At 40.2% G+C, this 26,615-nt stretch carries 24 protein-coding genes and 1 pseudogene; 16 read left to right on the plus strand and 9 right to left on the minus strand.

What is annotated here, in order from left to right; all coding sequences use genetic code 11:
• The first annotated feature begins 92 nt into the window (after positions 1–92).
• Positions 93–1,472, plus strand: a complete 1,380-nt coding sequence (locus QM941_RS05785; RefSeq protein ID WP_414339638.1) for a glycoside hydrolase family 1 protein — start codon at positions 93–95, stop codon at positions 1,470–1,472.
• A 77-nt stretch (positions 1,473–1,549) separates the two neighbouring features.
• Here the strand turns inward: QM941_RS05785 and QM941_RS05790 are convergent, their stop codons facing one another.
• The 8 genes from QM941_RS05790 to QM941_RS05825 form a co-directional block, all read right to left on the minus strand.
• Positions 1,550–2,224: a rhomboid family intramembrane serine protease gene (locus tag QM941_RS05790; RefSeq protein WP_414339639.1), complete on the minus strand. Its 675-nt coding sequence runs from the start codon at positions 2,222–2,224 to the stop codon at positions 1,550–1,552.
• Complete coding sequence (locus QM941_RS05795) at positions 2,208–2,747, minus strand: 5-formyltetrahydrofolate cyclo-ligase (protein ID WP_414339641.1); 540 nt, start codon at positions 2,745–2,747, stop codon at positions 2,208–2,210. Before QM941_RS05795 ends, QM941_RS05790 begins: the two co-directional genes overlap by 17 nt.
• A 3-nt stretch (positions 2,748–2,750) precedes the next feature.
• Positions 2,751–3,881, minus strand: a complete 1,131-nt coding sequence (locus QM941_RS05800) for an N-acetyldiaminopimelate deacetylase (RefSeq protein ID WP_414339642.1) — start codon at positions 3,879–3,881, stop codon at positions 2,751–2,753.
• Between the two features lie 58 nt (positions 3,882–3,939).
• Positions 3,940–4,638 (minus strand): 2,3,4,5-tetrahydropyridine-2,6-dicarboxylate N-acetyltransferase, encoded by a 699-nt coding sequence (dapD, locus tag QM941_RS05805; protein ID WP_414339644.1) that lies wholly within the window; start codon positions 4,636–4,638, stop codon positions 3,940–3,942.
• A gap of 85 nt (positions 4,639–4,723) precedes the next feature.
• Positions 4,724–5,635 carry a DMT family transporter gene (locus QM941_RS05810; protein WP_414339646.1) on the minus strand — a complete coding sequence of 304 codons (912 nt, stop codon included), beginning with the start codon at positions 5,633–5,635 and terminating at the stop codon, positions 4,724–4,726.
• Positions 5,636–5,738: 103 nt separating this feature from the next.
• The gene (gene pbp1b, locus QM941_RS05815) at positions 5,739–8,264 is read right to left on the minus strand and encodes a penicillin-binding protein PBP1B (protein WP_414339648.1); all 2,526 of its coding nucleotides are present in this window, start codon (positions 8,262–8,264) and stop codon (positions 5,739–5,741) included.
• A gap of 144 nt (positions 8,265–8,408) precedes the next feature.
• Positions 8,409–9,305 carry a UTP--glucose-1-phosphate uridylyltransferase GalU gene (gene galU / locus QM941_RS05820; RefSeq protein WP_414339893.1) on the minus strand — a complete coding sequence of 299 codons (897 nt, stop codon included), beginning with the start codon at positions 9,303–9,305 and terminating at the stop codon, positions 8,409–8,411.
• A 26-nt stretch (positions 9,306–9,331) separates the two neighbouring features.
• Positions 9,332–10,348 (minus strand): NAD(P)H-dependent glycerol-3-phosphate dehydrogenase, encoded by a 1,017-nt coding sequence (locus tag QM941_RS05825; RefSeq protein ID WP_414339649.1) that lies wholly within the window; start codon positions 10,346–10,348, stop codon positions 9,332–9,334.
• Between the two features lie 234 nt (positions 10,349–10,582).
• On the opposite strand from QM941_RS05825, the gene leuS reads away from it, so the two are divergent.
• From leuS to QM941_RS05900, 15 genes and pseudogenes are all read left to right on the plus strand, one after another.
• A complete protein-coding gene (gene leuS / locus QM941_RS05830; protein WP_414339651.1) occupies positions 10,583–13,084 on the plus strand; it encodes a leucine--tRNA ligase in 2,502 nt (833 codons plus the stop codon).
• A gap of 174 nt (positions 13,085–13,258) precedes the next feature.
• Positions 13,259–13,672, plus strand: a complete 414-nt coding sequence (locus QM941_RS05835; protein ID WP_414339653.1) for a YjdF family protein — start codon at positions 13,259–13,261, stop codon at positions 13,670–13,672.
• A 121-nt stretch (positions 13,673–13,793) separates the two neighbouring features.
• Positions 13,794–14,486, plus strand: a pseudogene (locus QM941_RS05840) (GNAT family N-acetyltransferase).
• A 12-nt stretch (positions 14,487–14,498) separates the two neighbouring features.
• Positions 14,499–14,921, plus strand: a complete 423-nt coding sequence (locus QM941_RS05845; RefSeq protein ID WP_414339655.1) for a GNAT family N-acetyltransferase — start codon at positions 14,499–14,501, stop codon at positions 14,919–14,921.
• A gap of 276 nt (positions 14,922–15,197) precedes the next feature.
• Positions 15,198–16,061: an ABC transporter ATP-binding protein gene (locus QM941_RS05850; protein ID WP_060955161.1), complete on the plus strand. Its 864-nt coding sequence runs from the start codon at positions 15,198–15,200 to the stop codon at positions 16,059–16,061.
• A complete protein-coding gene (locus QM941_RS05855; RefSeq protein WP_414339657.1) occupies positions 16,061–16,909 on the plus strand; it encodes an ABC transporter permease in 849 nt (282 codons plus the stop codon). Before QM941_RS05850 ends, QM941_RS05855 begins: the two co-directional genes overlap by 1 nt.
• Positions 16,910–17,089: 180 nt before the next feature.
• Positions 17,090–18,088 (plus strand): Holliday junction branch migration DNA helicase RuvB, encoded by a 999-nt coding sequence (gene ruvB / locus QM941_RS05860; RefSeq protein ID WP_004250631.1) that lies wholly within the window; start codon positions 17,090–17,092, stop codon positions 18,086–18,088.
• On the plus strand, positions 18,069–18,641 hold the full coding sequence (locus QM941_RS05865) for a nucleotidyltransferase family protein (RefSeq protein ID WP_414339659.1): 573 nt from the start codon (positions 18,069–18,071) through the stop codon (positions 18,639–18,641). The genes ruvB and QM941_RS05865 overlap by 20 nt, the downstream gene beginning before the upstream one ends.
• Before the next feature lie 927 nt (positions 18,642–19,568).
• On the plus strand, positions 19,569–19,769 hold the full coding sequence (locus QM941_RS05870; protein WP_414339660.1) for a hypothetical protein: 201 nt from the start codon (positions 19,569–19,571) through the stop codon (positions 19,767–19,769).
• 66 nt (positions 19,770–19,835) lie between these two features.
• Complete coding sequence (locus QM941_RS05875; protein WP_414339662.1) at positions 19,836–20,558, plus strand: pseudouridine synthase; 723 nt, start codon at positions 19,836–19,838, stop codon at positions 20,556–20,558.
• A gap of 107 nt (positions 20,559–20,665) precedes the next feature.
• Positions 20,666–22,000, plus strand: a complete 1,335-nt coding sequence (gene pepC, locus QM941_RS05880) for an aminopeptidase C (protein WP_250307692.1) — start codon at positions 20,666–20,668, stop codon at positions 21,998–22,000.
• Between the two features lie 138 nt (positions 22,001–22,138).
• Positions 22,139–23,455 (plus strand): ISL3 family transposase, encoded by a 1,317-nt coding sequence (locus QM941_RS05885; protein ID WP_414339664.1) that lies wholly within the window; start codon positions 22,139–22,141, stop codon positions 23,453–23,455.
• A gap of 261 nt (positions 23,456–23,716) precedes the next feature.
• On the plus strand, positions 23,717–24,295 hold the full coding sequence (locus tag QM941_RS05890) for a DUF4230 domain-containing protein (RefSeq protein WP_000493216.1): 579 nt from the start codon (positions 23,717–23,719) through the stop codon (positions 24,293–24,295).
• A gap of 166 nt (positions 24,296–24,461) precedes the next feature.
• Positions 24,462–24,707 carry a glutamate synthase gene (locus QM941_RS05895; RefSeq protein WP_414339666.1) on the plus strand — a complete coding sequence of 82 codons (246 nt, stop codon included), beginning with the start codon at positions 24,462–24,464 and terminating at the stop codon, positions 24,705–24,707.
• A 362-nt stretch (positions 24,708–25,069) separates the two neighbouring features.
• On the plus strand, positions 25,070–25,465 hold the full coding sequence (locus QM941_RS05900; protein ID WP_075230488.1) for a leucine-rich repeat domain-containing protein: 396 nt from the start codon (positions 25,070–25,072) through the stop codon (positions 25,463–25,465).
• 234 nt (positions 25,466–25,699) lie between these two features.
• On the opposite strand, the gene QM941_RS05905 is transcribed toward QM941_RS05900, so the two are convergent.
• The gene (locus tag QM941_RS05905; RefSeq protein ID WP_006149277.1) at positions 25,700–26,611 is read right to left on the minus strand and encodes a PTS system mannose/fructose/sorbose family transporter subunit IID; all 912 of its coding nucleotides are present in this window, start codon (positions 26,609–26,611) and stop codon (positions 25,700–25,702) included.
• Between the last annotated feature and the right edge of the window lie 4 nt (positions 26,612–26,615).

Consider the following 26,615-nt stretch of genomic DNA (forward strand, 5'->3'; position numbering starts at 1 on the left):
AAACAAGACAAAAATGTAACTAGTTTTTGCCTTGTTTTTTCTTTATAATGGGATAAAATAAACATAAAAAGAGTAAATAAAGAGGTAGAGCTATGCTAAAATTTCCAAAGGATTTTGTCTGGGGTTCCTCAACTTCTGGACCACAGACAGAAGGGCGAGTGCCTGGTGACGGCAAGGGAGATAATCTCTGGGATTATTGGTACCAAGTAGAACCAAATCGCTACTACAATGGGATTGGGCCAGACAAAACGTCGACCTTCTATGAAAACTGGGAAAAGGATATCGAACTTTTGTTAGAAACAGGGCATACAGCCTTTCGTACTTCTATCCAGTGGTCTCGCATTTTTCCACAGGGTCGTGGAGAAGTCAATCCTCAAGGTGTGGCTTTTTACCGTCAGGTCTTTGAAGCTATTAAGGCCAAGGGAATCCGTCTCTTAGTCAATCTTTATCATTTTGATCTGCCTTTTGCCCTTCAAGAGGATGGCGATGGTTGGGAAAATAAGGCAACCATTAAAGCTTATGAAGACTATGCTCGTTTCTGTTTTGAAACTTATGGCGACCTTGTGGACCAATGGATTACCTTCAATGAGCCTATCGTTCCTGTAGAGTTTGGCTATTTCTATGATGCCCATTATCCTCATAAGGTAGATGCCAAAGCAGCAGTAAAGGTTGCCTATCATACCCAACTAGCCAGCACTCTGGCAGTTAAGGCTTGTCATGAAGTCTTACCTGGTTCTAAGATTGGAATTGTCCTCAACTTGACACCAGCTTATCCACGTAGTCAGCATCCTGCGGATGTCAAAGCTGCACGCATTGCTGATCTATTCCAAGCTCAATCTTTCCTAGATCCATCTGTCTTGGGAACTTATCCGGAAGAATTGGTGGAGATTTTAGCTGAGCATGATTTGCTACCAGATTCTACAGCTGAGGAGTTGGAACTTATTCGTGAGCACACAGTAGATTTCCTTGGAGTCAACTACTACCAACCCTTGCGTGTCATGGCGCCACGTTTTGCTAAGCATCCTGACAGTCCGCTCTTGCCAGAACATTTCTATGAACCTTATGTTATGCCAGGTCGTAAGATCAATCCGCACCGCGGTTGGGAAATCTATGAGCAAGGGATCTATCATATTGCTCAAAATATCAAGGAAAACTATGGCAATATCGAGTGGATGTTGACAGAGAATGGGATGGGCGTTGAAGGTGAAGACAAATTCCGCGAAAATGGCATGATTCAGGATGATTATCGTATTGACTTTGTCAAAGGTCACCTGGCTGAACTTCATCGTGCTATTGAAGACGGTGCTAACTGTAAAGGCTACTTGATTTGGACCTTTATCGACTGCTGGTCATGGCTCAACAGCTATAAAAACCGCTATGGTTTGGTCGAGCTTGACTTAGAAACACAAGAACGCCGCTTGAAAAAATCAGGCCACTGGTTCAAAGAACTCAGTGACAATAATGGATTTTAAGCTACTTTTCAAATAGATTCAAAAAAACCATTGGAAATAAAACTCTCTGAGAGAAATTCCAATGGTTTTTATTTGTATTAAAGTAACCCGATAAAGAGTAGTAAGACTGATAAAGTAATAAAGGCTAGGGTTGCTAGACCACGTTGGCCTGGGCTGTAAATCTTTCGTTCTCCTTGGACTGGGAAGACGATAGCCAGCAATGCACCCCCGACAGCACCCCCGACATGCCCAGCAAGGCTGATACCAGGCATTAAAATACTACCCACTAGGTTAATCACTAAGAGGGAGAGGTAGGATTGACCAAGCTGTTGGAGATAGGGATTGCGTGAAGCATATCGGAGAACAACGATTGAGGCAAACATACCGTAGAGGGCAGTTGAAGCACCTGCAGTAATAGCATTGGGACTAAAAACTAGGACAAAGAGATTTCCCATCATACCTGATAGAAGGTAGATAAAGAAAAATTGTTTGGAGCCAAAGATGTCCTCCATTTGACGCCCTAGGTAGTAGAGGGAGAGCATATTGACAAAAAAGTGCTCTAAGCCAATATGCACAAAGGTTGCTGAAAATAAGCGCCAGACTTGCTCAGGCATGGCTTTAATAGCAGGAGGATAAATAGCTCCAAACTGATACAAGGTGGCTGCGCTTGTGTAGTTGAAACCACTGGTTAGAAACATGAGTATAAAAACCAGGCTTGTCACAAGAAGAAAGAAGTTTGTGACGGGATAACGACGATCAAAAATCTCTTTCATAGATGATTACCTCCTTAACGGGAACATCGTGTGGTTCAGGATGGAAGTCCTGAATCTGACATGGATAAAGTGTGCTAATGGAGTTGTCAGAATAATTGCTCAAATATCTGTCATAGTAGCCACCACCGTAGCCAATTCGGTAGCCAGCAGGATTAAAAGCTAGCCCAGGGACATGAATCAAATCAATCTGAGAGGGTTCAAGGATTGTGAAGTCTCCTTGAGGTTCAAGAAGTCCAAAAGAATTTCTTTCGAGTTTCTCTGGTTCATATAGAACAAAGTCCATTTTCCCATGTGGATAGGTTTTGGGAATGAGGAGTGTCTTCCCATCTTTTTGAGCTTGTTCAATGAGTCTAGCTGTCTGAAATTCATGAGGAAAAGACAGGTAAGTGGCGATGGTTTTTGCTTCCTTGTAGAAGGGATGTAGAAGTAGTTGCTCAGTCAACCAAGCGTCCATGACTTCCTTTTCTTCGGATGATAGAAATTTGAGTTCTTGCAAGGTCTGCTTGCGTAGGGCTTTTTTCATTGTTTACTCCACAGCTTTCTGTTTGAGGAAGCTCGAAACAGCTTCGACTCCAATAGCTAGTGCTTCCTCCTTAGGACTCATTTTTGGATGATGGAGGGCATAGGGACTATCAATACCTAGCCAGAACATAACACCTGGGACCTTGGAGAGAAGATAACCAAAGTCTTCTCCTGTCATGGCAGGTTCGATGTCGATTAGTTCAATTCCCTCTTTTTCATCAAAGAAGGTCATCAATTCTCGAGCTAATTCAGGGTTGTTTTCGACAGGTAGGTAACCTCCCTGCTTGAGTTCAACTTCCACATCCATATCAAAAGCAGCTGCGACACCTTCAGCGATGGCTTTGACACGTTTTTGAACTAAGAGGCTCATGCTATGTGTGAGAGCTCGAATGGTTCCATGCAAGAAAGCTGTATCAGCGATGACATTATTGGTTGTTCCAGCTTGAAAGACACCGAAAGTGACGACAGCTCCCTCGATAGGATCGACATTACGGCTGACAACTGACTGAACTTGAGTGACAAAATAGCTAGTTGCAACCAGAGCGTCGTTTGCTTGATGTGGAAAGGCAGCGTGACCACCTTTACCCTTAAAATTGATCTTGACCTCGCAAGTTCCTGCAAATAAAGTGCTTGTATTGGTAGCAATCTGTCCAACTTTTAAGTCAGGTCGAACGTGAAGAGCGTAAAATTGGTCTGGCAACCAGTCTCCAAAGACCCCATCCTCATACATGAGCATACCACCTGCTTCGTTTTCCTCGGCAGGTTGGAAGAGAAAGAGGAGATTGTTTTTAGGTTGGTTTTCTAGAGCACGTTCGAGACTTCCTAGGGCAATGGTCATGTGAAAATCATGTCCACAAGCATGCATACGGTCTGGGTGCTGAGAGGCAAAGGCAAGACCTGTTTGTTCAACGATTGGAAGTCCGTCGATATCTGTCCGCCAACCGATGGTACGTTCTGGCTGACTTCCCTGTAAATACACTAAAATACCTGTTTGCCAAGTACGAATCTGAACAAAATCCTTACCAACTGTTAATTTCTCAATGACATTTAGTAAATAAGCTTGAGTCTTGAATTCTTCTAAACCAATCTCAGGAATTTGGTGAAGATCTCGTCGAGTTTGAATCAAATCTAACATATCTAATTTCCTTCTACTGATACGATAAAGAGGCAGGAAATTCCGCCTCTGTTCACTTTTACAAGGTACGAAGCGCATCTTCAAGCGCTGTTTTTTGTTGAGTTTGGCTATCAATTTTCTTAATAATACGGGCTGGAACTCCAGCGACAACAACGTTTTCAGGAACATCTTGTATGACGATAGACCCTGCAGCAACGACAGATCCGCTACCGATTTGAACGCCTTCGATCACAACTGCATTGGCTCCAATCATAACATTGTCTCCAACACGGACAGGTTCTGCACTAGCTGGTTCAATGACACCTGCAAGAACTGCGCCTGCCCCAACGTGGCTATTTTTACCGACGATAGCACGTCCGCCTAGAATAGCGCCCATGTCAATCATAGTACCGGCACCAATTTCTGCACCGATATTGATAACAGCCCCCATCATGATAACAGCGTTGTCACCAATTTCAACCTGGTCACGAATGATAGCACCTGGCTCGATACGAGCATTAATAGCACGTTTATCAAGGAGAGGTACAGCTGAGTTACGGGCGTCCTGCTCTACAACATAGTCTTTGTTTTCTGTTAAATCTTCGAGGAGGTGAGCGATATCCTTCCAGTCTCCGAAGAGGACATTTCCAAGATTAACAACTGAAGCAGGAATAACTCCAGTCAATGGACCTTCAAAAGTCACCTTAACACTGGTCTTTTTTTCAGCATTTGCGATAAATTGTATGATTTCTTGTGCGTTCATTTTTGTAGCTGTCATGGGAATTACCTCATTCTTTGTAATGCTTACTATTCTACCAAAAAAGGCTTCAAAATAGAAGCCCTAGCTTATCAAAAGTCGAAGTTTAACCGACCTCTTTAGCTTTTTCAACAGAAAGAAAAATCATGGGTATGATGATTAGAATCATGGCTAGTAGCAAGAAGGGATCCAAGACCAAACCCAAGAAGAGGACACTGAGAATGGCAGAGGACAGTGGTTCACTGGCACTGACAACAGAAACTACCAGTGGAGATACTAAGGAGACAGCCTTCATCGAAAGGAAAAATGCAAAAGCAGTCCCCATAAATGCGATGGTTAGGCAAATAGCGATACTAACCCAATCAAGTTGGAAGGAAATTTGGTAAACAGGGTAGAGAAAATTACTAAAGGTTCCAGCGATAATCATCCCCCAAGCAACAGTTGGGGTAAACCCGTATTTTCGCGCAAAAGGCTGGGGTAAAATTACATTAAACATGACCCCTAAGGCACTGAGAATTCCAGTGATTAAGGCCAGCGGTGTGATGGATAAAGTAGATAAATCCCCCTTGGTTGCCATCAAAAAGACTCCAATCATAGCAATCAGGACGTAGAGGATGGCTGTTACAGAGGCCTTCTTTTTATGGATAATCCAATCGTAGATTAAGATAAAGATAGGACTGATAAACTGCAGGATAGTAGCTGTAGTAGCGTTGGAATATTCGACACAGAGGTAAAAGAAAAACTGAACAGAGAAAATCCCTAGGATAGCATAAGCTAGAAAAGGTAGATAGTTTTTACGGTCTCTCCAAATGTCAAACAAGTGGGAGCGGAGCTTGAAAAAGGATAAAACTAGAACGAAAGAACCTGCGAGCATGAGTCGCATGGAGGTAATCCAGCCTGAGGACACTGAATAATGGGAGAAAAAGTATTCGCCCAAAATACCACAGATGCCCCAAATCAAACCAGATAAGAGAGAGTAGAGGGTTCCTTTGAAAATCTTTTTTTGATAGGTATTCATGAAGCTATTGTACCATGAATTGACAAAAGAAAAAAGCGAGTGAGAAAAATCATTTCTTTCAGAAACTTTCTTTCTCACTCACAATGATTTAAAAACGTTAGCTTTATGGATTGCTTGAAGTTGAAGAAGTAGTGTTACTATTTCCACTTGTAGTAGTACTAGTGCTAGTATTGTTGCTTGTCGTAGTGTTACTATTACTGCTTGTCGTAGTGGTAGTATTACTAGAGTTATTGTTGTTAGAGGTTTCAGGTTTTGGTAAACTACCTAGAATTGAAGTCCAAGCTTTCTGATAGTCAGAATCACTCCCACCAATTGCAAAACGGTAGGTTGTGGTTGGTGCACCAGTTCGGTTAGCCCAGTAGCTAGTTATTGTTTCGCCTGTTGCATTGATTTCTTTTCCATTGATGGTAACTTTACCTGGTTTTTGTCCAGTTGACTTGAGAACCTGTGAAGAAGTGACGCTAGGATCAAGGTTGAAACGTTCAGTTCCCCAAGCAGAAGGAGCAGCCTGATGGATAGCATTGACTAAATGAGCCATATAGTTAGCATTACGAGTGTATGCTCGTGGGGCAAGAGACTCATTATTATCGTGGCCAACCCAGCCACCAAGAGTTAGTCGTGGGGTGGAAAGCATGAGCCACATGTCTCCATCCTCATTTGTTGTTCCGGTTTTTCCAATCCAGTCAGCACTTGCTAGGCTAGGGTCAAGGGAACTAAGATCACTTGAAAATGTAGTCGTGATACGAGATGAAAGTACGCCTCGCAACAAGTTTTGCATAATTGTTGCTGTTGCCTTGGAATATACCTGAACAGGTTCGTCTTTGTGTTCGTAAATCACTTCGCCACTGTTTTTCTCAATTTTTGAGATCATGTATTTTTTGTGATAGACACCGTCGTTGGCCAGTGTTTGGTAGCCATTAGTATGCTGAGCTACAGTGACGTCAATTCCACCCCCCATAGGGAGACTTTCAATGCCATATTCGGAGATATTATAACCCATTTTTTCCATGTAAGAAGGCACATCCACTCCTTTTTGAAGAAGCATTTGATAGGTCCAGTAGGCAGGAATGTTCCAAGAATAGTTCAAGGCCTCTGTTAAAGTCACCATAGCTGTACCTGGACTATTAACGTGCATGATGGGGGTTCCGTTGGCAAAATTAGTTGGGTAGTTTGACAAGATACTAGCACTTCCCATGAGTCCTTGGTCAATGGCAATACCGTAAGCTAGGAGTGGTTTAGTTGTAGAAGCTGGAGAGCGTTTGGTATCAAAGGCATGGTTGTTTTGATTGGTCTGATAATCTCGCCCACCAACAAATCCTAAAATAGCACCAGTCTGGTTGTCCATTAGGACATTTCCAACTTCAGGTTGTCCTGAACTATCGTCTAGTAGGTAGCCATAATTGGCAACAGCATTTTGCATGGCAGTATGGATATTTTTATCAATGGTAGTGGTAATACGGTAGCCACCAGTCTGTATTTCCTTTTCAGCTAGCTCACGATAAGATTTCTGAATAGCTTCATTTTGTAATTCTTGGGTAGTTACGTTATCTTTTTGGACCAAGTAATCATACATGATCTTAGTAGCTTCATCAAGAGTAGAGAAGTAGAGGAAGTCTTTACCTGCCACGTTTACATTTTCTGCAGATAGAAAATCTTGCTTGATATCATAAGCTTTGTAAGATTCATATTCATCCTTACTAAGAGTTCCAGTTCGATACATATTATAGAGGACATCTTTGGAACGCTTAATCCCTAGTTCCATGTCTTCATCACTTTTCATCTCGCCAGTAGATTCATAGGGAGAATAGGAGATGGGACTCTGTGGCAAGCCAGCTAGGAAGGCGGCTTGTGGAACACTAAGTTGACTGGCATCAACTCCAAAAATTCCAGTGGCGGCCTGCTGAGCACCTGCTATATTTTGTCCCTTATGATTACGACCGAAAGGTGCTACATTCAGATAGGTTGTTAGAATTTCATCCTTAGTCATGGCACGTTCTAAGGCTAGAGCATCTACAATTTCATTGGCTTTTCGTGTTAGAGTTGGGGCATCACCGACTACTTGTTGCTTGATGAGTTGTTGTGTTAGGGTAGATCCCCCACTAGAAGAACCAAGTCCGATGAAGTTTCCAAGGCTGGCTCGAATGACAGCTTTTGGGACAACTCCATTATGCTCTGCAAAATGCTCATCTTCTGTTGCTATGATAGCTTTTTTCAGGTTTTCTGAAATGGCATCTGATGTAACAGCTGTGCGAAGGAGGTCACTCTCGATTGCTCCGATCATAGATCCGTCTGCGTAGCGTATCTCGGAGACGGATGAAATATTATTGACCTGGTTGACCAAATCTTTTGTATCAGGGACAGTGACTTGGTCAAATAGAGAGACAGCATAGCCAAAAACGACACCTGTACCTAAGAGGCCGCCGATGAAGGCAAGAATAAATAGGGTATTAAAGGTAGCTTTTATCCCAAGTAAGATATTGGAAAAAATAGTCCAAATATTAATCTTTGTATTGGTTCTTTTCTGAGACCTTTTTTTCTTTTTTCCTGACTTCTTTTTCGTAAATTTGGATTTGAGAGACTGAAGTAAGGCCAGCCACTTTTCTTTAATTTCGATTAGTTTATTCTTCATTTGATTCCTCACTCCTTTTTATTATACCATAAAAGCCTATATTGCAAGAATTTAGTACTAAAAAGAGTATAGAAGATAGATTCTAAAAGCAATTTAAGATAAAAGACCAGATTCATGATCAACCTGGTCTTGAGATTAGATAGCTTATTGATCTCCTGAAAGTTCTTTTCCTAGGTTAATCAAGTAAGTTTTCAAGTCATCTTTGACTTGAGGATGTCGAAGCGCGTAATCGATTGAAGTCTTCATAAAGCCAAACTTGTCTCCCACATCATAACGAGCACCCTTGAATTCACGAGCAAATACTCTTTGCGTTTTGTTGAGAGTGTCGATTGCATCTGTCAATTGGATTTCATTTCCTGCACCAGGTGTTTGATTTTCAAGAATACCAAAAATCTCAGGTGTGAGAAGGTAACGACCGATGATGGCTAGGTCACTTGGAGCATCTTCAGGTGCTGGCTTTTCAACAAAAGTTTCAACGCTGTAGAGGCCATCTTTCCCTTCACCTTGAGGAGCGATAACTCCATAAGCCGAAACTTCTTCGTGCGGGACAGGCATGACTGCGATAGTCGAAGCGTGCGTATTTTCATAGTCATTCATGAGTTGTTTAGTTAATGGGACTGCCTTATCATCTGTGATATCCATGAGGTCATCTCCCAGCATGACTACAAAAGGCTCATTCCCAACAAAAGCTTTAGCTTGTAAAACTGCATCACCAAGACCGCGTGGGTGTGTTTGACGGATAAAGTGCAGGCGCATACCCGTTGTTTCGTCCACTAATTTCAAAAGGTCATTTTTCCCTTTTTCTTTGAGGTTATATTCTAATTCAAAGTTTGAGTCGAAATGGTCTTCAATAGAGCGTTTCGATTTACCAGTGACAACGAGAATGTCTTCGATTCCTGACTTAAGGGCTTCTTCAACGATAAATTGGATAGTTGGTTTGTCAACAATTGGCAGCATTTCTTTGGCTAAGGCTTTGGTGGCAGGAAGGAAGCGTGTACCAAGTCCTGCAGCAGGGATAACAGCCTTTCTAACTTTTTGCATCATAAATAATCCTTTCTAACTGTGGTTTAAGACCACTCGTTTTCTGCCTTGAACTCATTGTTCATAAGTTCAGAAACAGCATCTTTAATATTTACATTTTCATAAATAACTTGGTAGATGGCTTGGGTAATAGGCATATAGACTCCAAGCTCTTGTGCCAACTCGTAGGCTGCTTTGGTTGTTGAAATTCCTTCAATCACCATTCCCATGTTAGCTTCGATATCAGCTAAGGCTTCTCCGCGTCCCAGAGCATCTCCTGCGCGCCAGTTACGTGAGTGGACAGAAGTTCCTGTAACAATCAAATCACCAACACCTGAAAGTCCGCTATAAGTCAGTGGATTTGCTCCAAGCTTGACTCCTAGACGAGTGATTTCCGCAAGCCCGCGCGTGATAATCGCAGCTTTTGCGTTATCTCCAAAACCAAGACCGTGAAGAGCCCCTGCCCCAACAGCGATGATATTTTTTAGAGCTCCAGCTGTTTCAACTCCAATAACATCCGTATTTGTATATAGACGGAAGTAGTTGTTGCTAAAGAGTGATTGAACATACTGGGCTGTTTGTAAATCTTTAGAAGCAGCAGTGATTAAAGTAATGTCACGAACGATGGTTTCCTCGGCATGACTAGGTCCAGATACGACAACGATGTCACTTCTAAGCTCCTGAGGAATTTCTTCTTCTAAAACAGTAGAGAGACGCTTGTGGCTATCTGGTTCAAGGCCTTTGGAGGCATGCATAACAACCACTTTATGATCGAGAACTGCAGCGACTTGCTGAGCTACCAATCTGGTTACCTTGGTTGGTACCACAAACAAGATAGCATCAACACCCTTCAAGGTTTCTGCCAAATCATGATAGGCAACAATTTTTTCGTCTAATACAGTTTCTTTAAAATAACGTTTGTTAGTATGTTGTGTATTGATTTCATCAATTTGATCAGGAATATTTCCCCAGATACGCACTTGGTGTCCGTTGTCATTGAGGACTTGTGACAAGGCAGTACCCCAAGAACCAGGACCTAAGACAGCGATGGTTTGTTTGTTCATATTTTCCTCCTTTGAGAAAGCACTTTCCTATATTTTACCATAAAAAGCCCTATCTTGCACCTATATAACCATCTAAGTTGATTATGAAAGTGCGAGGTCTGTAGTTATTCTTTGTAAATCATAAGGATAAAAAGAAGATAAAGCAAAGCTCTATGGTTAAAAATCAAGAAAAGAAGAGCCCAATTTCTCTCAAAAATGGTATAATAAGAACATCACGAAAATTGGAGAGATACCATGAGTTTTTACAATCACAGAGAAATTGAGCCTAAGTGGCAGGGCTACTGGGCAGAACATCACACCTTTAAGACAGGAACAGATGCATCAAAACCTAAGTTTTATGCATTGGACATGTTCCCTTACCCTTCGGGAGCAGGTCTTCACGTAGGACACCCAGAAGGCTATACAGCGACAGATATTCTCAGTCGTTTCAAACGTGCCCAAGGCTATAACGTCCTTCACCCAATGGGGTGGGATGCTTTTGGTTTGCCTGCAGAGCAATATGCTATGGATACAGGGAATGATCCGGCGGAATTCACAGCGGAAAATATTGCCAACTTCAAACGACAAATCAATGCGCTTGGATTCTCTTATGACTGGGACCGTGAAGTCAACACAACAGATTCAAACTACTACAAGTGGACACAATGGATCTTCACCAAGCTTTACGAAAAAGGCTTGGCTTATGAAGCGGAAGTGCCAGTAAACTGGGTTGAGGAACTAGGAACAGCCATTGCTAACGAAGAAGTTCTTCCAGATGGAACATCTGAGCGTGGTGGCTATCCAGTTGTCCGCAAACCAATGCGCCAATGGATGCTCAAAATCACTGCCTATGCGGAGCGCTTGCTCAATGACTTAGATGACCTTGACTGGCCAGAGTCTATCAAGGACATGCAACGTAACTGGATCGGGAAATCAACTGGTGCCAATGTCACCTTCAAAGTGAAAGGAACTGACAAGGAATTCACCGTCTTTACCACTCGTCCAGATACCCTCTTCGGAGCGACCTTCACAGTCTTGGCTCCTGAGCATGAACTAGTAGATGCTATCGTAAGTGCGGAACAAGCTGAAGCCGTAGCAGACTACAAACACCAAGCCAGCCTCAAGTCTGACTTGGCTCGTACAGACCTTGCTAAGGAAAAAACAGGGGTTTGGACTGGTGCCTATGCCATCAACCCTGTTAACGGTAAAGAAATCCCGATTTGGATTGCCGACTATGTTCTTTCTAGTTACGGAACAGGTGCTGTTATGGCTGTACCTGCCCATGACCAACGTGACTGGGAATTTGCTAAACAGTTCGATCTTCCAATCGTAGAAGTGTTGGAAGGTGGAAACGTTGAAGAGGCTGCCTACACAGAAGATGGCCTTCATGTCAATTCTGACTTCCTAGATGGACTAAACAAAGAAGAAGCGATTGCTAAAATTGTAGCTTGGTTGGAAGAAAAAGGTTGTGGTCAAGAGAAGGTGACCTACCGTCTCCGTGACTGGCTCTTTAGCCGTCAACGTTACTGGGGTGAACCAATCCCAATCATTCATTGGGAAGATGGGACTTCAACAGCAGTTCCAGAAAGTGAATTGCCACTTGTCTTACCAGTCACCAAGGACATCCGCCCTTCAGGTACTGGGGAAAGCCCATTAGCTAACTTGACAGACTGGCTGGAAGTAACTCGTGAAGATGGAGTCAAAGGTCGTCGTGAAACCAACACTATGCCACAATGGGCCGGTTCAAGCTGGTACTACCTCCGTTATATCGATCCACACAACACTGAGAAATTAGCCGATGAGGATCTTCTCAAACAATGGTTGCCAGTCGATATCTACGTGGGTGGTGCAGAACACGCCGTTCTCCACTTGCTTTACGCTCGTTTCTGGCATAAATTCCTCTATGATATCGGTGTCGTTCCAACTAAAGAACCATTCCAAAAACTCTTTAACCAAGGAATGATCTTGGGAACAAGCTACCGTGACCATCGCGGTGCTCTTGTAGCAACTGACAAGGTTGAAAAACGTGACGGTTCCTTCTTCCACGTGGAAACAGGAGAAGAATTGGAGCAAGCACCAGCTAAGATGTCTAAATCCCTCAAGAACGTGGTTAACCCAGATGATGTGGTGGAACAATACGGTGCGGATACCCTTCGTGTCTATGAAATGTTCATGGGACCACTCGATGCTTCTATCGCTTGGTCAGAAGAAGGCTTGGAAGGAAGCCGTAAGTTCCTCGACCGTGTTTACCGTTTGATTACAAGTAAAGAAATCGTTGCGGAAAACAATGGTGCTTTAGACAAGGTTTACAACGAAACTGTTAAATCTGTCACAGAGCAAATCGAGTCGATGAAATTCAACACAGCCATTGCCCAACTCATGGTCTTTGTCAACGCGGCTAACAAGGAAGATAAACTCTATGTGGATTATGCCAAAGGCTTTATCCAATTAATCGCCCCATTTGCCCCTCACTTGGCAGAAGAACTCTGGCAAACAGTCGCAGCAACAGGTGAGTCAATCTCTTATGTAGCTTGGCCAACATGGGACGAAAGCAAATTGGTTGAAGACGAAATCGAAATCGTTGTTCAAATCAAAGGTAAAGTCCGTGCTAAACTCATGGTCGCAAAAGACCTTTCTCGCGAAGAATTGCAAGAAGTCGCTCTGGCTGACGAAAAAGTCAAGGCAGAAATTGATGGCAAAGAAATCGTAAAAGTGATTAGTGTACCTAATAAACTTGTAAATATCGTAACGAAATAAATTTAAAAGTCCTTCAGAGTAGAATCTGGAGGATTTTTGTATTGCTATATGCTATAATAGTTCCAACTAAGATAAAAACACAGTTCTGGTTGGTAGTCCAGACGTAGGCAAGCCTATCAGTAACCTTCCTCCTTGGTTGTCCATTCTTAGGGATAGATTTAAGGAGGTGCTGTCGTGGAAACAATTTCAATTGGATTGACAGTTTATTTTGAAGATGGATTTTGGCATGGTTTGTTCGAACAAGTGTATCGAGAAACTTATCAAGTTTGTCGTGTGACATTTGGTCAGGAGCCAAAAGATGATGAAATTCTAGAGATCATACAGACTCAGTTTACTCAATTATCTTTTAGTCCAGAAGCTACAGTTAAGCAACATGTAAAAATCAAGAATCCTAAACGATTACAGCGAGCTGTAAAGAAACAAGTAAAGCAGAAAGTTTCTTCCAAGTCGAAAGAACTATTGCAGTTGCAGTATGAGGAAAGGAAAAAGATTTCAAAACATCAATCTAGTGTCCAAAAACAATTGCTCAAACAAGAGAAATTCGAACGCAAACAGCAAAAACGTAGAGAGAAGCACAAGGGGCATTAACTCACTCGTTTCCATATTTGATCAATCCTCCATAATCTGGAGGATTTTTTGTAGATTACCTGTGAGATGTGATATACTATTCACATCTTTAAACTTATAAGTGGGAGACAAGGAGAAAGCTATGCCAGTAAATGAATACGGTCAGATGATTGGTGAACCTGTAGATGATACACCTGGAGTTTTGCCTTCACTTGTACGGATAGAAGGGCGATATACGATTATAGAAGCTCTATCGGTGGAAAAGCATGCAGAGGATTTATTAGCTGTCTATGGCCCAGATAGTCCTCGTGAGATGTGGACCTATCTCTTTCAACCACCTGTGGCTAATTTAGAAGAGTTAATGGTAGCTTTAAAGTAGATGATTGAGCGCAAGGATCGCTTTTACTACGCGATCATCGATAAAGCGACTGGTAAAGCACTGGGTACTTTTTCGCTCATGCGTATTGACCAAAACAATCGTGTAATTGAAGTTGGGACAGTTATCTTTTCTCCAGAGCTCAGGGGGACACGGATAGGGACCGAAGCCCAGTATCTCCTGGCTCGCTATGTGTTTGAGGAGCTTAACTATCGTCGCTACGAGTGGAAATGTGATGCTCTAAATCTGCCATCAAGACGAGCAGCGGAACGTTTGGGCTTTGTCTATGAAGGAACCTTCCGTCAGGCAGTCGTTTATAAGGGGCGTACCAGAGATACGGATTGGTTGTCTATGATTGATAAGGACTGGCCACAAGTCAAAGCTCGTTTGGAAACATGGTTGGCTCCTAAAAACTTTGATAAAAATGGGCAGCAGATAAAATCGCTTAGGCAATGTTAGAAAGGTTCTACTATGATAAAATTTACAAAAGAATCCTCTGTTTCAATTAATGACGTTTTGCATCTCTATCAGGCAGTCGGTTGGACAAATTATACACATCAACCTCAGATGTTGGAGCAGGCCTTGTCTCACTCACTAGCGATTTATATGGCACTTGATGGCGATGCCGTGGTGGGCTTGGTCCGTTTAGTTGGAGATGGTTTTTCATCCGTTTTTGTCCAGGATTTGATTGTTTTGCCTAGCTATCAGCGCCAAGGAATTGGTAGTAACTTGATGAAAGAAGCCTTAGCTGACTATAAGGATGCCTACCAAATACAACTAGCGACTGAACAGACAGAAAAAAACTTGGGTTTTTACCGTTCTCTGGGGTTTGAAACCTTATCTACTTATGATTGTACAGGAATGATTTTGGTGGAACGAAAAAAATTACAATAATTCTTTTATCTTAAGTTAACTTTAAGTTTACTCATGTATCATGTAATCATTAAGTAAAGACCTCCTAACTTTATTTAATAGAAATCCTAAACTTTTCTTTTTCATAATAATCTCCCTAAAGAAGTCACCCAATCAGGTGGCTTTTTTTATGTTCAAATGCAGAAGTTTTAAGGTAGAATTGACCACATGATCATCCATTTCGACCACATAGTACCAAACTATATTTTTTCTTTTTCCTTTTTGTTAAACTGAAGGTGTAAAAAGGAGGAAGGAAATATGATTTTACAAGCAAAAGGCCTCACTAAGAACTATGGAGACCATACAGCAGTAAAAGATATAAATTTAGAGTTTAAAAAAGGAAGTTTTAACGCAATCTTAGGACCTAATGGGGCTGGCAAATCGACCACGATTTCAATGTTAATCGGACTTAAAAGAGCAACTAATGGTCAAATCATCTATGCGCCCAATACTCGTATTGGAGTTGTTTTTCAAGCAAGTGTATTGGATGAAAAGTTGACGGTCAAAGAAAACCTAGCCATTCGCGCTCAGCAGTATAAGGGGATTAAAGGTGGTCGTGTGGAAGATTTAATCAATCAACTAGGGTTGACTGCTTTTCAGAAACAACTTTATGGAACTTTATCAGGAGGACAGAAACGTCGAGTTGACATTGCTCGGGCTCTCCTATCCAATCCCGATATTTTATTTCTAGATGAGCCTACGACTGGACTAGATATTCAGACTCGCAAATCCATCTGGGATTTATTGTATCGTCTACAAAGAGATGAAGGGATGACTATTATCTTAACGACTCATTATCTGGATGAAGCAGATGAGGCAGATCAACTTTATATTATAGATCATGGAAAGGTTATTGCCCAAGGTTCTGCTGCTGAAATTAAAAGTGAGTACGCTTCCAATCTTTTAAAAATTTGTTTTAAAGACAAGCAGGTGGAGAAATTCTTACCTAAAAATATGCCTGTGGAAAAGGAAAATGAGTTTGAGTATAGTCTTTATCCTAAGAGCCAATTGGAAGCTATTGATTATTTGACCCAAGTTCGTGAGAAGATTGCTAGCTTTGAATTTCGTCCAGGAACTATGGATGATGCCTTCATAGCCCTTACAGGAAGAGAGGTGCGCTAATGTTAGCCTTGTTAAAACGTGATTTTTTGTTGTATTTTCGTAATCGTTCAGGAGTCTTTTTCTCATTACTGGGAGCTTTGATTTCCTTTCTACTCTATATCATTTTTTTGCAGAAAAATTTGATGGATGCCTGGTCCCAACTTCCTGATAATAAGAGTCTATTAAATAACTGGCTGATGGGTGGAACCTTGGCTGTGACTGGGATTACAACCAGTTTTACAGCTTTGACCCAGATGATACAAGACCGTGAAAATCAAGTGGATCAGGATCTCTTTTTGACAGATTTAGGGAGCTGGGGCTTGCAACTGTCTTATCTTATTAGTAGCCTTATCATTTCCTTTGTTATGCAAGCCTTTATGCTTATTGTTATGAGCCTTTATTTTCAAGAAATTCCAGCTATGAATAAGCTATTTGAAATAAGTTTAATCATGCTGCTAAGTAGTCTCCTTTCAACATTGGTAAATGTACTCTTGATTAATCATTTCCAGTCAGTAGATAGTCTAGGTAAATTGGCTACCATTGTAGGTACAGCTTCAGGGTTTTTAGTAGGAACTTATGTACCAATGGGAATTCTTCCTAACTTCGCTCAAGTTCTCATGAAGTGCACACCGGCTACCTATCTTGCTTCTCTCTATAGACAGGTCTTAATGAAGGAGCAATTAGAAACTACATTTATGGGGAATAGTAGCTTATTAGAAGAGTTTCAAGAAAAATTAGGAATCCGGCTTAATTGGCAGAACCTTTTAACAAAGGAAGAAACATACTTAATAGTGGTGAGTATCTGCCTCCTAACTTTTCTGCTTTGGCTGGTCTTGGTTAAGGTTTCTAGCAAGAAAAAATTAAAATAATTTTTTTATCTTAAGTTAATTTTAAGTCTTCTCCTGTATCATGTAATCATTAAATAAAGACCTCCTAACTTTATTTAATAGAAATCCTAAACTTTTCTTTTTCATAATAATCTCCCTAAAGAAGTCACCCAATCAGGTGGCTTTTTTGTTTGTAGGCTGGATTTTTGCTATAATAGGAACATGAGTAGAATTTTAGATAATGAAATCATGGGTGATGAGGAGTTGGTGGAACGTACCCTCCGTCCTCAATATTTACGTGAATATATCGGACAAGACAAGGTCAAGGATCAGCTTCAAATCTTTATCGAGGCAGCAAAAATGCGTGATGAGGCGCTGGATCATGTTCTTTTATTTGGCCCTCCAGGTCTCGGGAAAACAACCATGGCTTTTGTCATTGCCAATGAATTGGGAGTCAATCTCAAGCAGACTTCAGGCCCTGTCATCGAAAAAGCAGGTGATTTGGTAGCGATTTTGAATGATTTGGAGCCAGGAGATGTTCTTTTTATTGACGAGATTCATCGCTTACCCATGTCGGTAGAAGAGGTACTTTACAGTGCCATGGAAGACTTCTACATTGATATCATGATTGGTGCAGGAGAAGCTAGCCGTAGTGTCCATCTAGACTTGCCACCATTTACCTTGATTGGTGCGACAACTCGAGCTGGGATGCTATCCAATCCTCTTCGTGCCCGTTTTGGGATTACAGGTCACATGGAATATTACGAACATGCTGACTTGACAGAGATTGTCGAGCGGACGGCAGATATCTTTGAGATGGAAATCACTCATGAAGCTGCATCTGAGTTAGCCTTACGCAGTCGTGGGACTCCTCGTATCGCCAATCGTCTCCTCAAGCGCGTGCGTGACTTTGCGCAGATTATGGGCGATGGCTTGATTGATGATGTGATTACGGATAAGGCCTTGACTATGCTGGATGTAGACCATGAAGGTTTGGACTATGTAGACCAGAAAATCCTTCGCACCATGATTGAGATGTATGGCGGTGGTCCTGTCGGTCTAGGAACTCTTTCGGTCAATATCGCTGAAGAACGTGAGACGGTAGAGGATATGTATGAACCTTACCTGATCCAGAAAGGATTTATCATGCGAACTCGTTCAGGACGAGTTGCGACAGCCAAGGCTTATGAGCATTTGGGGTATGAATATATTGAAAAATGAGACTGAAATCTTAGACTCTTTTAGAGAAAATCCTGATATGATGGCTATTCTGACCATCATCCGTGACTTGGAGTTGAAAGATTCCTGGTTGGCAGCTGGTTCGGTCCGAAATTTTATCTGGAATCTCTTGTCAGATAAGCCAGCCTTTGACCGTGATACGGATGTGGATGTGATTTTCTTTGATCCAGATGTGAGTTACGAAGAAACGCTGGCTATAGAGAACAAGTTGAGAGAGGACTTCCCCCAGTATCAGTGGGAGTTGAAAAATCAAGTCTATATGCATCAGCATAGTCCCCACACTTCGCCCTATACAAGTTCTCGTGATGCTATGAGTAAGTATCCAGAACGTTGTACGGCGATAGGTCTTCGCTTGCAAGCTGACGCAACTTTAGAGCTCTTTGCTCCTTATGGTTTAGAGGATATTTTGAACTTTCAGGTTTCTCCAACTCCCCATTTTTTAGAAAATGATGACCGGATGAAGCTTTATCAACAGCGATTATCTAAGAAAAATTGGCGAGAAAAATGGAAAAATCTCACATTTAAAAATACTTAAGGAAACTTTAAGATAGGAGCTGTATACTTATCTCATAAGTTAAGAAGAACTTAACTTATACTCCTAAAACTTTTTCATAATAATCTCCCTATAAAAAATCAAGTCGCCCAATTAGGCGGCTTTTTTTGTTGTGAACATGAGATAAGGATAGTTCTAAACAAGGACAAACACCAGCGAAATGTTGACAAAGGTCAAAGATTTCTCTAGTATAAGAAATAAGGCTAGAGATTTTCTGAGATTAGAGTAAATGGAAGTCCAGTGGTTTGAGAAAGAGATGTTGAAAAATGACTAAAAGAATGAAAAACAATAGGAAACTAGTTAATCTAGGATTGTATCAAAACAAAATAGTCTATTATGACTTAAAAGAAAAGAGACTTTACTTTTCAATTCTTGAAAGAACATCTAAGAATCACTATTACTATACTCTTGGATTCACTTTGCTATCTCTCCCTGTTATTAGATTGCTGAATGGTTTAACCATTTTTGATATTCCTACTATCAAATATTCTAGCGTAATTCTATGTACCTGAATTTCCTTGCTCATAGGGAAATTTGTAGTGGACTACTCTAACAAAGACTTGGACTTATATCCTGCATTATTTACAGATATTGAGTACTCAGAATTTTTAGAAATAGCAAAGAAAAATGGAACTCTTACTTTCGTATTTAATATTATTAGTAGTGTTAGTTTGATAGGTTCCTTGATAGTTTACCTGGTCTATGCAAAGTTTTTAGGATTGCTGATTTATTCTGTTCTCTTGTTCATTCTCTACATCTGTGTGGTCAATAATGTACATAGACGGAGTAAAGTTATTAAAAAACTAAACTAGTGAAAATCTTCCATATGATTGGTTGTGGAAGGTGAGACGGAATAGTAAGTCTCGTGGAGTACTATGAATATAGTTTTTAAAAAAGATTGGAGAAAATATGAGTAACAAAGTATCAATTATGCAAGAGATGTTTAAAAAAGAGGGGTCAGATGAACTGGTTCCTGCAGTAACCATTATCTTAGATGGTCACATTAGAAATATCATCGATGCTCTTTCAGAACAGAATGGCTATGAAGGCTATCCAGAAGCTATATCAGAAATTATTTTCAAAGGAATAGAAAGTATGATTAAAAAATAAATCCGGGAAAGCAAATACGAGAAAAAGAGAGCGAAAACTGCTCTCTTTTTGTGTTATAATAGCCCTATGAGATTAGATAAATTTTTAGTAGCCTGTGCTGTTGGGAGTCGGACTGAGGTCAAAAAACTTCTCAAGGCTGGACGCGTGACGGTCAATGGCAAGAAAGAAAAATCTGCAAAGCTACAAATTGATGAAGATACGGACGTAATTTGTTTTGACGGGGAAAAGCTAGACTACGAGGAGTTTGTCTACTACATGATGAACAAGCCCCGGGGCGTTATCTCAGCGACTGAAGATCCTAAACACAAGACTGTTTTGGATTTGTTGGATGACTATGCACGTGCCAAGGAAGTTTTCCCAGTAGGGCGCTTGGATATCGATACGCATGGACTCTTGCTCTTGACCAATGATGGCAAACTGGCTCATGCTCTTCTTTCACCTAAACGCCATGTGGATAAAACCTATCTTGCGCAAGTCGATGGAATCATGACGGATGAAGACATTGGGACATTTGCGCAAGGAATCCCGCTCAAGGACTTTACCTGTCAGCCTGCCAAGCTGGAGCTTGTGTCTATTGATATGGAAAAGGAAGAAAGCCTGATCCGAGTGACCATTGCAGAGGGGAAATTTCACCAGGTCAAACGGATGGTGGCATACTGTGGTAAGGAAGTTGTGGACTTGCAACGTTTAACCATGGGAACTTTGACCTTGGATGAGGATTTGAAACGTGGAGAATGGCGTCGCTTAAGCAAGGAAGAACTGGAAGGCTTGCTTGAAAGTGTTCAATAAACTGAATAATCGGAAAAGGTAGGGAAAATGTCCCTGCCTTTTTCAGTTTTTGGTTGCTTCCTTTGTGAAAAGCGTTATAATAGACAGTAAGAAAAAAGGAGGATTTTATGAACGCGATTCAAGAATCATTTACAGATAAATTATTTGCCAACTATGAAGCAAATGTAAAATACCAAGCTATCGAAAATGCAGCTAGCCACAATGGAATTTTTGCAGCCCTTGAGCGTCGTCAAAGCCATGTCGACAACACACCAGTTTTCTCACTTGATTTGACAAAGGACAAGGTCACTAACCAGAAGGCTTCTGGTCGTTGCTGGATGTTTGCGGCCCTCAATACTTTCCGCCACAAACTCATCTCTCAATACAAACTTGAAAACTTTGAATTGTCACAAGCCCACACCTTCTTCTGGGACAAGTATGAAAAATCTAACTGGTTCTTGGAGCAAGTGATTGCGACTGCTGACCAAGAATTGACAAGTCGTAAGGTTAGCTTCCTACTCCAAACTCCACAACAAGATGGTGGTCAGTGGGATATGGTAGTTTCTCTCTTTGAGAAATACGGTGTCGTTCCTAAGTCTGTTTATCCAGAGTCTGTTTCATCTAGTAGCAGCCGTGAGCTCAATGCAATCCTTAACAAATTGCTTCGTCAAGATGCTCAAATCTTGCGTGACCTTTTAGCTTCTGGCGCTGACCAAGCGACTGTTCAGGCCAAGAAAGAAGACCTCTTGCAAGAAATCTTTAATTTCCTTGCCATGTCACTAGGTCTCCCACCACGTCAATTTGACTTTGCTTATCGTGACAAGGACAACAACTACCAAAGCGAAAAAGGCATCACGCCACAAGAGTTTTACAAGAAATACGTTGACCTTCCACTAGAAGACTATGTTTCTGTGATTAATGCTCCAACTGCTGATAAACCTTACGGTAAATCTTACACAGTTGAGATGTTGGGAAATGTTGTTGGTAGCCGTGCAGTTCGCTACATCAACGTACCGATGGAACGCTTGAAAGAATTGGCCATTGCTCAAATGCAGACAGGAGAAACTGTTTGGTTTGGTTCAGATGTTGGTCAGCTCAGCAACCGTAAAGCAGGGATTCTTGCGACAGATGTCTATGATTTTGAATCAAGCATGGATATCCAACTCACTCAAGACAAGGCAGGACGTTTGGACTACAGCGAAAGCTTGATGACCCACGCTATGGTCTTGACAGGTGTTGATTTGGATGAAAATGGACAATCAGTCAAGTGGAAAGTTGAAAACTCATGGGGAGACAAGGTCGGTACAGATGGTTACTTTGTTGCTTCAGATGCTTGGATGGACGAGTACACTTACCAAATTGTTGTTCGTAAGGAATTACTAACAGCAGAAGAACAAGCTGCCTATGAAGCAGAACCAATCGTCCTTGCACCATGGGATCCAATGGGTGCCTTGGCTGAATAAATGAGATATAAAAAGAACGGTTCTATAATTTTTAGGGTTGATGGAAATTTTCCACCAACCCTATTTTAGTGTATACAAAAAGGCCAACATCCATTATATTAAAAGCGCTGAAACCTAAAACAAAAGGATGATGACCATATGAACAATATACTAGAAGCTACACTACAAATCAAAGATAAAAACATTATCTGGGATAATAAAGTTCAAGAGAAGATATTTAAAAAGAGAAAATCTTTATTTTATGCAGCTACTTATACGCATAAACCAGAATTTTGTACCGTTTGTGGGTGTGTTAGCCGAAATAATAATATCGTTAAAAACGGCACGAAAACATCTCGTATCACTCTCTGTTCTGTTTCAGGCCTAGCGGCCTACTTAAATCTACGCAAGCAGAGATTTCTCTGTAGAGAATGCGGCTCTTCATTTACCGCAGACACTAGTCGAATCGTAGAAAAACACTGTCATATCTCTAAACGCTTAAAAAACGAAATTAAATCAAAAATAAGTGAAACAGTATCTGAAACCTATATCGCAAAAGAAACAAATGTTTCAGTTCATACGGTAAGACGTATCATAGATGATACAACACGTTTACTAAAGATTAAACCATTACACGATTTACCTGAGCATTTGTGTTTTGATGAATTTAAATCCGTCAAATCTTCCGATAGTAATATGAGCTTCATTATTTGTGATAGCACTACACACAAGCTGGTCGATGTTGTACGAGATAGAAAATCTTACAGCTTGAAAAAGTATTTTCATCGTTTTGAGCCTAAGACTAGATTAAAGGTAAAAACTATCTCCATCGACATGTACTTACCGTACATTCAATTAATAAAAGAAATGTTTCCTAACGCTAAAATTATCATTGATCCTTTTCATATCGTACAAGCCTTAAATAGAGAATTAAATCGAACTCGGGTACGTGTCATGAATAAGCATCGCTATAAAGACTCTAAATTATATCGAAAGTTAAAACATTATTGGAAGTTAATTTTAAAGAACTCTAATGAACTTCAGAACTATAAATATAATCGTTATAAGCTTTTTGAAAGCTTCATAACAAGTAAAGGAATCGTAGATTATATCTTAGAAAAAAATCCATCTCTTAAAAATGATTATGAGGTTGTACATTCACTTCATGAATGTATACAGGATAGAGATTATATAGAATTCAAGGAAACGATTGAAGCAGCTACGCAATTAGACCTATCTCCTGGTTTAAAAAGAGTATTAAAGACTCTTATGACTTACTTGCCATATATTCAAAATACTTGTGAGTATCCAACTAGAACAAATGGCCCTATTGAAGGAATAAACAATAAAATAAAAGTGCTTAAAAGAAATGCCTACGGCTTTAGAAACTATTACCATTTTAGAAATAGGATTATTTTAATAACAAAAATGTTTGGCCCAAAACAAAAAGGAATTAAGCAACAATTAGTTGCTTAATCCCTTCCTAAATTTCTTCATCAACACTATTTGACAAAGAGCCCTTTTTTAGTGCTCAAAATAGCACTCAATTTTAAATGGATTTGGTGTTCAAAAAATATAATCAAATGCAACAAACTAATTTCATTTTTAATAGGCACAATTAATTTTAGAAGATAGTACGAAAAAATATTGACTATTTTCTTTAGAATGTGTAAAATTTAGATAGATTATTTAAAGTGAGGTTTTTTTATCTTGTCTATATTAAAGAAGAAAGTTAATATGTTTAGTGTACTATTGAATGTGGTATTAATAGCTATTATAGCTATTGGAGTGCTATTTTTCTTACCTAAGGAACATAAATCAGAAGTCAAATCGTCAATTAATATCGAAAGTATTGAAAAAGTGAATGAAGTTGTATTTTTGAATGCGGGAATTAATGAAATTATTTCTGAAACAAAAACAACTCAAGTTTTTGGGTTTGATGTGCCGTTCTCTAAAAAAGCAGCATTAGTAATTTTAAATTATAAAGCTAAATTTGGAATTAAAAGTAGTGTAAAGGTTGAACAAATAAGCGAAAAAGAATATAAGGTTATTGTTCCAAAATTGGAAGTAATTGGTGTTGAACTTTCAAAAGATAATCCTTATGATTTATATGATAGTCATGGAGAGTTATTAAGTGGAACTACAGAAGATATTGATACTGGGAAATTGGTCGCTAACCAACTTTCTAGTGATAAACAAGCAGAGTATTTAGATAAATTTAAGAGTGAAATTAAAGAATCTGCAATCAATTATTATAAAACAATATTTTCTTCAATGGATTCTGAAGTAAAAGTAACTATAGAATTTACAGAATAATTTTTGAAATACAAAACCCTGGCCATCTCTGGTCAGGGTTTTGTGTGGTTCTATAATTTTTAGGGTTGATGGAAATTTTCCACCAACCCTATTTTAGTGTATACAAAAAGGCCAACATCCATTATATTAAAAGCGCTGAAACCTAAAACAAAAGAATGATGACCATATGAACAATATACTAGAAGCTACACTACAAATCAAAGATGCACACAATGAAGGTGTTACATTCCATTTCTTAGAGAATATTAAAGAAGTATTGCGTGATGAGAGTGGGAAAGTAACTGGTGTAAAGGTTATTACAATGGAACTTGGTGAATCAGATGAAAGTGGAAGAAGATCAACGCATGAAGTGGCAGGTAGTGAACATATTATTCCATGTGACCTTGTCGTTGCAACAATTGAACAAAAGTAGACTTTAGTGTTCTAGATGAAAGGTAAAAATTTGACTTTCGGTCAACATCAGAATACAATAGAAATGAACTAATAACAGGGGATGCATATTTAGGTCCTCAATCTATCGCAACCGCAATTAAAGGCGGGTGAGAAGTTGCGACAGAAGTACATGAATCGTTTAAAGAAAACACATAAATAACTTGTGGTGCCTTTCGTTTTTTTACTGGGAAAATTAAGGAACTATAGTTATAAAACCTTAAATATATTAATATATTAACATGCGTATATTTATAGGAAGAAGGTTATGTCATCTATAGTTGTACTTCTGACGATAAGGTTGTTCGTGTACCAAAGGAAATTAAAGGTAAACCTGTTATCGCAATTGGAGAACGTGGTCTTGCGAACTTGAAACATTGTGAGGCAATCGTTTTACCAGATACAGTACGATATATTGGAAAAGGTGCGTTTACGATTGACAATAAGTTAAAGTATGTCCACTTTGGTAAGTCAATAGAAACAGTAGAAGATGATGTTTTCAACTCTGATAGTTCATTAGAATCAGTTGTATTCCCAGAAGGAACAAAGAGTATTGGAACATTAGTATTTTGGGGGACATCATCAATTAAATCTATTACAATTCCAGCAAGTGTAACAGAAATTACAGAATACTTCTATTTTGTGGATAACTGTAACCCAGATGTAGAAATCCATACACCTAAGGGATCAAAAGCAGAAGAAGTAGCTAAAGCAATGCAACTTAAAGTAGTAAATGACTAAAGGGGAATAGTATGAACAAAAAATTACTATCAGGCTTAGGGACTGACCCCAAAAAGTGAGAATTTAATAAAAACACCCTAGGGCTACCGTCTTCGGTATTCAACCGGAGACAGGTAGTCCAATTTTTGTTGGATTCTTTTTTCATTAGGTTCTTCATCAACACTATTTGACAAAGAGCCAAAAGAATCAGGTGATAAACCTGATTCTTTTTTTGTTTGTACATTCTCACCAAGATTACATGATACCGAAGAAACGAGCTGCGATACCAACTGCAAAGAGAGCAAGGATGATTGTGATTGGAGATACTTTTTTCTTAAGCAACCACATGCAAAGGAAAGTAAGGAGAAGTCCCATCAATCCTGGAATCAATGAGTTCAACTGACCTTGAAGGGTTTGTGGTTGAACGCTATCCAAGCTCATACCACTAAGTGCTTGACCAAGAATACCCTTCAATTCTCCACCTGTAACAGCACCTTCTGGGAAGTTGATGTAGGCACCTTCTGACAGTTGTTTACCTGGAAGGTTGATAGTGAAGTTGATGGATACCCAACGTTGTACAAGAACGGCAAGGATGAACATACCAAGGATAGAAGCTCCTTTAGTGATGTCTTTCAAGATACCACCTGACATGTCTTTAGTGATTTCAGATCCAGCCTTGTAACCAAACTCTTGTGTATACCATAGGAAAGACATACGGATTGCATTCCATCCAAAGAAGAAGAGAAGCGGACCAACGATGTTACCAGTTGCAGCAAGTGAAGCACCAAGGGCACCAAGGATCGGACGAACTGTAAACCAGAAGACTGGGTCACCGATACCAGCAAGAGGTCCCATCATACCGATCTTAACACCTTGGATAGCAGCGTCATCGATTTCAGTACCGTTAGCGCGTTCTTCTTCAAGTGCAAGAGTAACCCCCATGATTGGAGCAGCTACGTATGGGTGAGTGTTGAAGAACTCAAGGTGGCGCTCAAGAGCAGCTGCTTGGTCTTCTTTTTTAGTGTAAAGTTTCTTGATAGCTGGGATCAAAGAGTAAGCCCAACCCAAGTTTTGCATACGTTCGTAGTTCCATGAACCTTGAAGGAATTGTGAACGCCACCAAACTTTTTGGCGATCTGATTTTGATAATTGAATTTTTTCAGCCATGATT

Origin of the sequence: Streptococcus timonensis, from assembly GCF_047460355.1 — a bacterium.
Taxonomy (GTDB): Bacteria; Bacillota; Bacilli; order Lactobacillales; family Streptococcaceae; genus Streptococcus; species Streptococcus timonensis_A.

Coding starts and splice junctions, on each gene's coding strand:
- QM941_RS05785 (WP_414339638.1), top strand. CDS start 93: ATGCTAAAATTTCCAAAGGATTTTGTCTGGGGTTCCTCAACTTCTGGA.
- QM941_RS05790 (WP_414339639.1), bottom strand. CDS start 2,224: ATGAAAGAGATTTTTGATCGTCGTTATCCCGTCACAAACTTCTTTCTT.
- QM941_RS05795 (WP_414339641.1), bottom strand. CDS start 2,747: ATGAAAAAAGCCCTACGCAAGCAGACCTTGCAAGAACTCAAATTTCTA.
- QM941_RS05800 (WP_414339642.1), bottom strand. CDS start 3,881: ATGTTAGATTTGATTCAAACTCGACGAGATCTTCACCAAATTCCTGAG.
- dapD (WP_414339644.1), bottom strand. CDS start 4,638: ATGACAGCTACAAAAATGAACGCACAAGAAATCATACAATTTATCGCA.
- QM941_RS05810 (WP_414339646.1), bottom strand. CDS start 5,635: ATGAATACCTATCAAAAAAAGATTTTCAAAGGAACCCTCTACTCTCTC.
- pbp1b (WP_414339648.1), bottom strand. CDS start 8,264: ATGAAGAATAAACTAATCGAAATTAAAGAAAAGTGGCTGGCCTTACTT.
- galU (WP_414339893.1), bottom strand. CDS start 9,305: ATGCAAAAAGTTAGAAAGGCTGTTATCCCTGCTGCAGGACTTGGTACA.
- QM941_RS05825 (WP_414339649.1), bottom strand. CDS start 10,348: ATGAACAAACAAACCATCGCTGTCTTAGGTCCTGGTTCTTGGGGTACT.
- leuS (WP_414339651.1), top strand. CDS start 10,583: ATGAGTTTTTACAATCACAGAGAAATTGAGCCTAAGTGGCAGGGCTAC.
- QM941_RS05845 (WP_414339655.1), top strand. CDS start 14,499: ATGATAAAATTTACAAAAGAATCCTCTGTTTCAATTAATGACGTTTTG.
- QM941_RS05850 (WP_060955161.1), top strand. CDS start 15,198: ATGATTTTACAAGCAAAAGGCCTCACTAAGAACTATGGAGACCATACA.
- QM941_RS05855 (WP_414339657.1), top strand. CDS start 16,061: ATGTTAGCCTTGTTAAAACGTGATTTTTTGTTGTATTTTCGTAATCGT.
- ruvB (WP_004250631.1), top strand. CDS start 17,090: ATGAGTAGAATTTTAGATAATGAAATCATGGGTGATGAGGAGTTGGTG.
- QM941_RS05865 (WP_414339659.1), top strand. CDS start 18,069: ATGAATATATTGAAAAATGAGACTGAAATCTTAGACTCTTTTAGAGAA.
- QM941_RS05870 (WP_414339660.1), top strand. CDS start 19,569: ATGAGTAACAAAGTATCAATTATGCAAGAGATGTTTAAAAAAGAGGGG.
- QM941_RS05875 (WP_414339662.1), top strand. CDS start 19,836: ATGAGATTAGATAAATTTTTAGTAGCCTGTGCTGTTGGGAGTCGGACT.
- pepC (WP_250307692.1), top strand. CDS start 20,666: ATGAACGCGATTCAAGAATCATTTACAGATAAATTATTTGCCAACTAT.
- QM941_RS05885 (WP_414339664.1), top strand. CDS start 22,139: ATGAACAATATACTAGAAGCTACACTACAAATCAAAGATAAAAACATT.
- QM941_RS05890 (WP_000493216.1), top strand. CDS start 23,717: ATGTTTAGTGTACTATTGAATGTGGTATTAATAGCTATTATAGCTATT.
- QM941_RS05895 (WP_414339666.1), top strand. CDS start 24,462: ATGAACAATATACTAGAAGCTACACTACAAATCAAAGATGCACACAAT.
- QM941_RS05905 (WP_006149277.1), bottom strand. CDS start 26,611: ATGGCTGAAAAAATTCAATTATCAAAATCAGATCGCCAAAAAGTTTGG.